Raw genomic sequence first — 7,325 nt, 5'->3', positions numbered from 1 at the left:
GTTAACATAATCACCATCCAGTTTTGTTAAAACTGAATGATACCAAGTGGATCAATTTTCAATTGGTGTTAGTGGATCATTTTTGCACTGGTGGTGACATGTAAGGTCAATAATCCTTCAAGCGTGATGTATGTTGGTTCTTCTACCACAGGTTTAAAGAAGAGACTTCGACAACATTTAAAATACTGCCCTGATGCAACTTATTCTCTACATTTATATGCGTGGTTTGAGGGGGAGTTTGAAGTTAGTATTCTTGAATATGATGAAACTATCGAGGTTATTCAACTTATTGAAGATGCACTTTCTTACGAATTAACCCCTGCTTTCGGTAAACAGGGAGGCAACAATAAATAATCTAATTTACTGCTATTTGTTTGTGAAAGATAAAGTGGGCAGCTTAAAAAGTCATATATTCACGATCATTTAGATTAGCAATATCTTTTTGCTGATGGTTGTTCCGAAGTATTTGCAGTATGTGAGATATTGTGAGGCCTTGGGTATAGAGCTAAAATGTGGCATATCAATTTTAGTTGTGAATGTTTATTGCTAATTCTAATCTCTCTTTTATGGTAAAATGCTCTCATTAAATACACCCACCTATCTTATTGATTTAATTGTTGTTTATTAACTAATTGATTTCTTTGGTGTTTTTTGTTGTTATTTTAAATTTATGGTTTTATATGCTAAACCTTTGTTGTTTTTTGATTCTTAATGTTGTTTTTGAGTGTTTATTTTATGAGTTTTAGCACAAATCGCTTTTCTGTGGCTCCCATGCTCGATTGGACTGACCGTCATTGTCGTTATTTTCATCGTTTGATGTCTGAGCATGCTTTGTTGTATACCGAAATGGTGACCACGGGCGCGATTATTCATGGTAAAGGTGATTTTCTTGAATATAGTCAGCAAGAAAATCCGATCGCGTTGCAGTTAGGTGGTTCGAATGCGAAGGATTTAGCCTATTGCGCTAAATTAGCTCAAGATCGTGGCTATGATGAAGTGAATTTGAATGTTGGTTGTCCATCAGATCGTGTGCAAAATGGCAAGTTTGGGGCTTGCTTAATGGCTGAGCCTGAACTGGTTGCGGAATGTGTCTCTGCCATGCGTGATGTAGTGAATATTCCCGTTACGGTGAAAACTCGTATTGGCATTGATGATCAAGATTCTTATGAATTTTTGATTCGCTTTATTAGTATAGTGAACGAGCAAGGTGGTGTGGAGCAGTTTACTATCCATGCACGTAAAGCTTGGTTGTCGGGCTTGAGCCCAAAAGAGAACCGTGAAATACCAGCGTTGGATTATCCACGCGCTTATCAATTAAAACAAGATTTCCCTCAGCTCAATATTTCCGTTAATGGTGGTATTAAAACTCTTGAGGACTCCTTGCTGCATTTACAGCACCTGGATGGTGTGATGATTGGACGCGAAGCTTACCAAAATCCATATATGCTTGCAGAGGTCGATCAACTCTTGTTTGGTTGTGATAAACCGATTAAAAAACGTCGCCAAGTTGTGCAGGAAATGTATCCATATATTGAACAACAATTATCAAACGGTGCTTCTCTAGGGCATATGACTCGACATATGTTAGGGATATTTCAAGCCATACCTGGTGCTCGCCAATGGCGTCGTTATATTAGTGAAAATGCGCATAAAAAGGGTTCAGGTATTGAAGTGGTGGAGGCTGCGCTAGCTAAAATCCCAATGGAGCTTGATGTATAGAATGCTTTTGTCTAAGTGAAGATAGTTACAAGTGGCGAATTTAGCTTTTAATTGGCTAATTTCGCCTTTTTTGTTTTACGGCTAAATTTATGACAACGGTGATTAGTTGATTTTATAGCTATATTGAGTTGGCTTGAAATCTGCATTACAGCTTTAGACTTAGGAGTGATGTATGTTCGAATTATTGTTTATTTTAATGTTGATTGGTGTTTTTGTATTGACTGGTGCAACTATAGTGTCATTTTTTATTGCTATGGGAGTGGCACTTCTACTTGCTTTGGTTATTGTTATGATTGGCACCGTAGTGAAATTATTGCCTTGGATTATCGTGGCGCTTATCGGCCTTTATATCTACAAACATTACAATAAGCCAGATCCCTATCCGTAGGCTAAACTATGTGATCACAGTATTGCTATATAAAGTCGCATAATTCTAAATATGAGTCATGATTAAAGAAGTATTAATGATAGATGCTTCGATATCTTTTCTTAGTGGGATTGATGATGACAGTTACGGAACTACAACGATTATATCAAGATCATCTATTGGTTGAGGCTATTATCGAGTCGTCAGCTGAAGAAAATGCGTGGATTGTTGAATTCCGCCATAGCCGTGGCGGGTTAGTATTACTGACTGACATTTATGGTAAGGAATGTCATTGCCATGATCTTTGTGATGCTTCGCGTTTAGCACAAAAAGTCGGCTTTAAACAAGTCAGTATTGCTAATAAATAGCACCTATTATTGGTTATTGGTTGGCATCCGATTTCTCTATTCATCTTTACTCTGTTGAGTTTTCTCTACATTTCTACACCTATATTCATTTCTATTTTCCAAAAAGTTATAAAACATACTTATCAATTCTTTCTCGTTACCTACCAGAGTCGTTAATCTATAAAGACGAAGTATTAGAAGTGCAATATAGATAGGGATGTCATACATGTTACCAAAAGAACTTTCCGCTCTCGCAAGCCCACTCAATGATCAACAAATAGGTCAACTACAACAGGCGATGGCTGAATTATCACCTTCGCAATTGGCTTGGGTTAGTGGCTATTTTTGGGGCTTAAGTCAAACGAACCAATCCGCTAGCTCTCAGACTCAACTTTCTATTGCAGCTCAACCTGCCAGTAAATTAACTATCATTTTTGCTTCTCAAACAGGGAATGCAAAAGGAGTAGCAGAAGCTCTAAAAAAAGAAGCAGAGTCTAATGATATTGCGGTCAATCTATTTGATGCGAGTGATTATAAAGGAAAGAACTTAACGAAAGAAACGCATGTTATTTTCGTGGCCTCGACGAATGGAGAAGGTGAAGCCCCAGATAATGCACTTGAGCTGCATGAGTTTTTACAATCAAAGAAAGCACCTAAGTTGCCTAATTTGCAATATGCTGTGATTGGCTTAGGGGATTCTAGTTATGAGTTTTTTTGTCAAACAGGTAAAGATTTCGATGCCTTCTTAAGCAAGCAAGGTGCTAAGCCATTTCTTGAGCGTCTGGATTGTGATGTTGATTATGAGGTTTCTGCCGCTGAGTGGCGTAAGCAGGCGTTAGAGAAAGTAAAGGCAACGTTACCGAGTGGTGATGCGGAAGTCGTTCAACTTCCTATTGGTCAAGTTAACCATCAAGAAAGTCAGTGGAACAAACAAAACCCTTACACCGCCAGTTTATTAACCAGTCAAAAAATTACAGGCCGAGACTCAGGTAAGGATGTACGTCATATTGAGATTGATCTGGATGGGTCTGGGTTAACGTATCAACCAGGAGATGCACTTGGAGTTTGGTATGAAAATAGTTCAGAACTGGTCGCGAGCATCTTACAGCAAGTTGGCTTATCGGGAGTAGAAAGTATTGATCTTGATGGTGCGAGTTTATCAATTCATAGCGCTCTAATTAATAAACTTGAAGTGACTTCGGCTAATCCTCAGCTTGTTACGAAATATGCACAACTTTCTGGTTGTGAGAAGTTGCAAAAGTTAGTCGATGATAAAGATAAGCTGCGCGAATATTCGAGCAATATGCAAGTGATCGATGTGTTAAAAGAGAAAGCTTATGCATTGTCAGCTGATGAATTAGTGGGACTATTACGGCGCTTGACTCCTCGCCTGTATTCAATTGCTTCTAGTCAAGCAGAAGTAGAAGACGAGGTTCATTTAACCGTTAGCTTAGTAGAGTATCTGCATGGAGAGGAAGCTCGATTCGGTGGTGCTTCTGGGTTTTTAGCTCGCAATTTAGAAGAAGGGGATAAAGTTAAAGTATTTGTCGAGCACAATAACAACTTCAAATTGCCACAAAATGATAGTACTCCTGTGATTATGATTGGTCCTGGTACCGGTATCGCCCCTTTCCGTAGTTTTATTCAAGAAAGAGAAGCGCGAGATGCCGAAGGTAAAAACTGGTTATTCTTTGGCGACCGTACCTTTACTCAAGATTTCTTATATCAAGTTGAATGGCAAAAGTATTTGAAATCAGGTGTGCTAACAAAACTCGATGTTGCCTTTAGCCGAGATCAGGCTGAGAAGGTGTATGTCCAAGATCGAATTTTAGAAAATGCCGCTGAAGTTTGGCAATGGTTACAGCAAGGTGCGTACCTTTATGTATGTGGCGATGCGAACCGTATGGCCAAAGATGTGCACGAAGCATTAATTTCAGTAGCTGAAGAACAAGGAAAACTCGGTCGCGAGCAAGCAGAAGCTTTTGTGAATGACCTACGTAAAGCAAAACGTTATCAAAGGGATGTGTACTAATGAGCACGAAAGAACAAGTAGTATTAGGCGAAGTATTAGGTCCACTTTCTGATGGTGAGCGTTTAAAAGCTGAGAGTAACTTTTTACGTGGCACGATTGCAGAAGATCTACAAAACCCAATTACCGGTGCGGTGACGGGTGATAATTTTACATTGATTCGTTTCCATGGCATGTATTTACAAGATGATCGTGATATCCGAGCTGAGCGCGCCAAGCAAAAACTGGAACCGCTACATACTTTGATGGTTCGTGCGCGTTTACCTGCGGGCGTGATCACGCCAACCCAATGGCTTGGTGTCGATAAGTGGGCGGATGAACATACTTTATATGGCAGCATTCGTTTAACCACGCGTCAAACCTTTCAATATCATGGTATTTTAAAGCCGAATATTAAGAAGGTTCATAAAGCGCTGAACTCGATTGGTATTGATTCGATTGGTACTGCTGCCGATATGAACCGAAATGTGCTATGTACGGCGAATCCATATCAATCAGAAGTACATCAAGAAGCGTATGAGTGGTCAAAAAAAATCAGTGAACACTTTTTGCCACACGCTCGAGGCTATGCGGAAGTTTGGCTGGATGCAGAAAAAATCGATAGTACGGTTCAAGAAGAAGAGCCTATTTTGGGGCGCACCTACTTACCACGTAAATTTAAAACCACGATTGCGATTCCACCATTAAACGATGTGGATGTGCATGCCAATGACTTAAACTTTGTCGCTATTGAAGAGAACGGCAAGTTAATTGGTTTTAATGTGCTGGTGGGCGGTGGTCTTGCGATGACTCATGGTGATACCTCTACTTATCCTCGTCGTGCCGATGACTTTGGCTTTATTCCGGTGGATCAAACGTTGGCATTCGCTGAAGCGGTGGTCACCACGCAACGTGATTGGGGTAACCGTTCTAACCGTAAAAATGCCAAAACCAAATACACATTAGACCGTGTTGGTATTGATGTATTTAAAGCGGAAGTTGAAAAACGCGCTGGAAGTCAATTTGAAGCAAGTCGTCCTTATGAGTTTACTGAGCGTGGCGATCGCATTGGTTGGTCTGAAGGGATTGACGGTAAACACTACTTATCTCTATTTATAGAGAATGGTCGAATTTTAGATTACCCAGGTAAACCACTTAAAACGGGTATGGCTGAACTGGCGAAAGTACATAAAGGTGACTTCCGCATTACGGCAAACCAAAACTTAATAGTGGCTGGCGTATCTGCCGATCAAAAAGAGCTAATAGAAAGCATTGCGGTAGCACATTGCTTAATGGATGCATCGACTAGTGAGCAACGCAAAAACTCGATGGCGTGTGTGGCATTTCCAACTTGTCCATTAGCAATGGCTGAGGCAGAACGATTCTTACCTGAGTTTGTTACCGATGTTGAAGGTATTTTAGAAAAACATCAATTACCGAAAGAAGAAAACATTATTTTACGTGTGACCGGTTGTCCGAATGGTTGCGGCAGAGCGATGCTAGCCGAGATTGGTTTAGTGGGGAAAGCTCCTGGGCGTTATAATTTGCACCTTGGTGGTAATAGAAGTGGGACACGCATACCTAAGATGTATAAAGAGAACATTACTGATAAACAAATTCTTGATGAAATCGATAGCTTAGTTAGCCGTTGGGCCAAAGAGCGTGAAGGTAATGAAGGGTTTGGTGATTTTACTATCCGTAGCGGTATTGTTGATGAAGTTTTTGTCTCTAAAAGGGATTTCTATGCTTAATTCTATTGAATCAAAATCAGTACTAGAGAATAAATTGGATTTGGCTGAGCTGCTGACCCTCAATAAAGCTGGGCAAAGTTTAAAGTTAGCTGAAATTAATACTCAATTAGAAGAGCTGAGCGCGCAACAAAGGGTGGCTTGGGCGTTAGATAATCTAGATGGCGAATTTGCGGTATCCTCAAGTTTTGGTATTCAAGCGGCTGTTATGCTTCATTTAGTCACAGCAATAAAAGCAGATGTACCGGTTATATTAACCGATACGGGATATTTATTTCCTGAAACGTATCGCTTTATTGATGAGCTAACAGAAAAATTGAATCTCAACTTACAAATATTTCGAGCAGAGCAAGGCCCAAATTGGCAAGAAGCTCGTTATGGCAAATTGTGGGAACAAGGTATTGAGGGAATAGAGCAATATAATCGAATAAATAAAGTAGAACCAATGCGCCGAGCCTTAAAGAATCTTTCTGTGAAGACTTGGTTCTCAGGCTTGCGTCGAGATCAATCTAGTTCCCGTAATCATCTGCCCATTTTAGCTGTGCAAAATGGTGTGTTTAAATTCCTTCCTATTATTGATTGGACCAATAAAAACATACATGAATATTTGGAGAGGAAAGGTTTGCCTTATCATCCACTTTGGGAGAAAGGGTATTTATCTGTCGGTGATACACATACTACACGCAAATGGGAACCAGGAATGACAGAAGAGGAGACGCGTTTCTTCGGCTTAAAGCGAGAGTGTGGTTTACATGAAGATACAGGAAGCGCAGAAACCGATGGCTCAGGAATATAACTGGACGAAATAAATGTTCTTAAATAAAAAGGTTATCTATTTTTTATAGATAACCTTTTTCAATTAATCACTTTAATTCATATAAACAAAAATAATAAGTCTGTGGGTAAGTTGTGATGATCGTGAGTTAAAATATGTATAAATAAGGCTTTGAATGCAAATTAACCACCTGGTACTTATTTTTAAGTTTTTTATGAAAAAGTACTTGCCAATGTGAACTTGATCTCTATAATGCGACCTCACTGACACGGAGCACACAGCTTAACGGCCGCAACGAGTCAGAGGTCACAACCTTCTCAAAAAGGGTAACGAAAAAAGATTGTAGAAAGTGTTTGACACT

General features: G+C 39.7%; 7 protein-coding genes. All 7 read left to right on the top strand.

The features are described 5' to 3' along the window. The first annotated feature begins 90 nt into the window (after nt 1–90). Complete coding sequence (locus HC725_RS16370) at nt 91–354, top strand: GIY-YIG nuclease family protein (RefSeq protein WP_342365962.1); 264 nt, start codon at nt 91–93, stop codon at nt 352–354. Between the two features lie 381 nt (nt 355–735). Beyond that, nucleotides 736–1,719, top strand: a complete 984-nt coding sequence (gene dusA / locus HC725_RS16365) for a tRNA dihydrouridine(20/20a) synthase DusA (protein ID WP_190332928.1) — start codon at nt 736–738, stop codon at nt 1,717–1,719. A gap of 172 nt (nt 1,720–1,891) precedes the next feature. Then, nucleotides 1,892–2,107 (top strand): envelope stress response protein PspG, encoded by a 216-nt coding sequence (locus HC725_RS16360; protein ID WP_190332927.1) that lies wholly within the window; start codon nt 1,892–1,894, stop codon nt 2,105–2,107. 113 nt (nt 2,108–2,220) lie between these two features. Continuing rightward, complete coding sequence (locus HC725_RS16355) at nt 2,221–2,454, top strand: hypothetical protein (RefSeq protein ID WP_446751382.1); 234 nt, start codon at nt 2,221–2,223, stop codon at nt 2,452–2,454. Between the two features lie 205 nt (nt 2,455–2,659). After that, nucleotides 2,660–4,465 (top strand): assimilatory sulfite reductase (NADPH) flavoprotein subunit, encoded by a 1,806-nt coding sequence (locus HC725_RS16350; RefSeq protein WP_190332926.1) that lies wholly within the window; start codon nt 2,660–2,662, stop codon nt 4,463–4,465. Then, the gene (gene cysI / locus HC725_RS16345) at nt 4,465–6,192 is read left to right on the top strand and encodes an assimilatory sulfite reductase (NADPH) hemoprotein subunit (RefSeq protein WP_190332925.1); all 1,728 of its coding nucleotides are present in this window, start codon (nt 4,465–4,467) and stop codon (nt 6,190–6,192) included. The genes HC725_RS16350 and cysI overlap by 1 nt, the downstream gene beginning before the upstream one ends. Continuing rightward, on the top strand, nt 6,185–6,985 hold the full coding sequence (locus HC725_RS16340) for a phosphoadenylyl-sulfate reductase (protein WP_190332924.1): 801 nt from the start codon (nt 6,185–6,187) through the stop codon (nt 6,983–6,985). The genes cysI and HC725_RS16340 overlap by 8 nt, the downstream gene beginning before the upstream one ends. The last annotated feature ends 340 nt before the right edge of the window (nt 6,986–7,325 follow it).

Source organism: Vibrio sp. S17_S38 (assembly GCF_014694375.1).
Lineage (GTDB): Bacteria > Pseudomonadota > Gammaproteobacteria > Enterobacterales > Vibrionaceae > Vibrio.
Note: the sequence above shows the minus strand (reverse complement) of the source record. Positions and strands in the feature narration are given on the sequence as shown.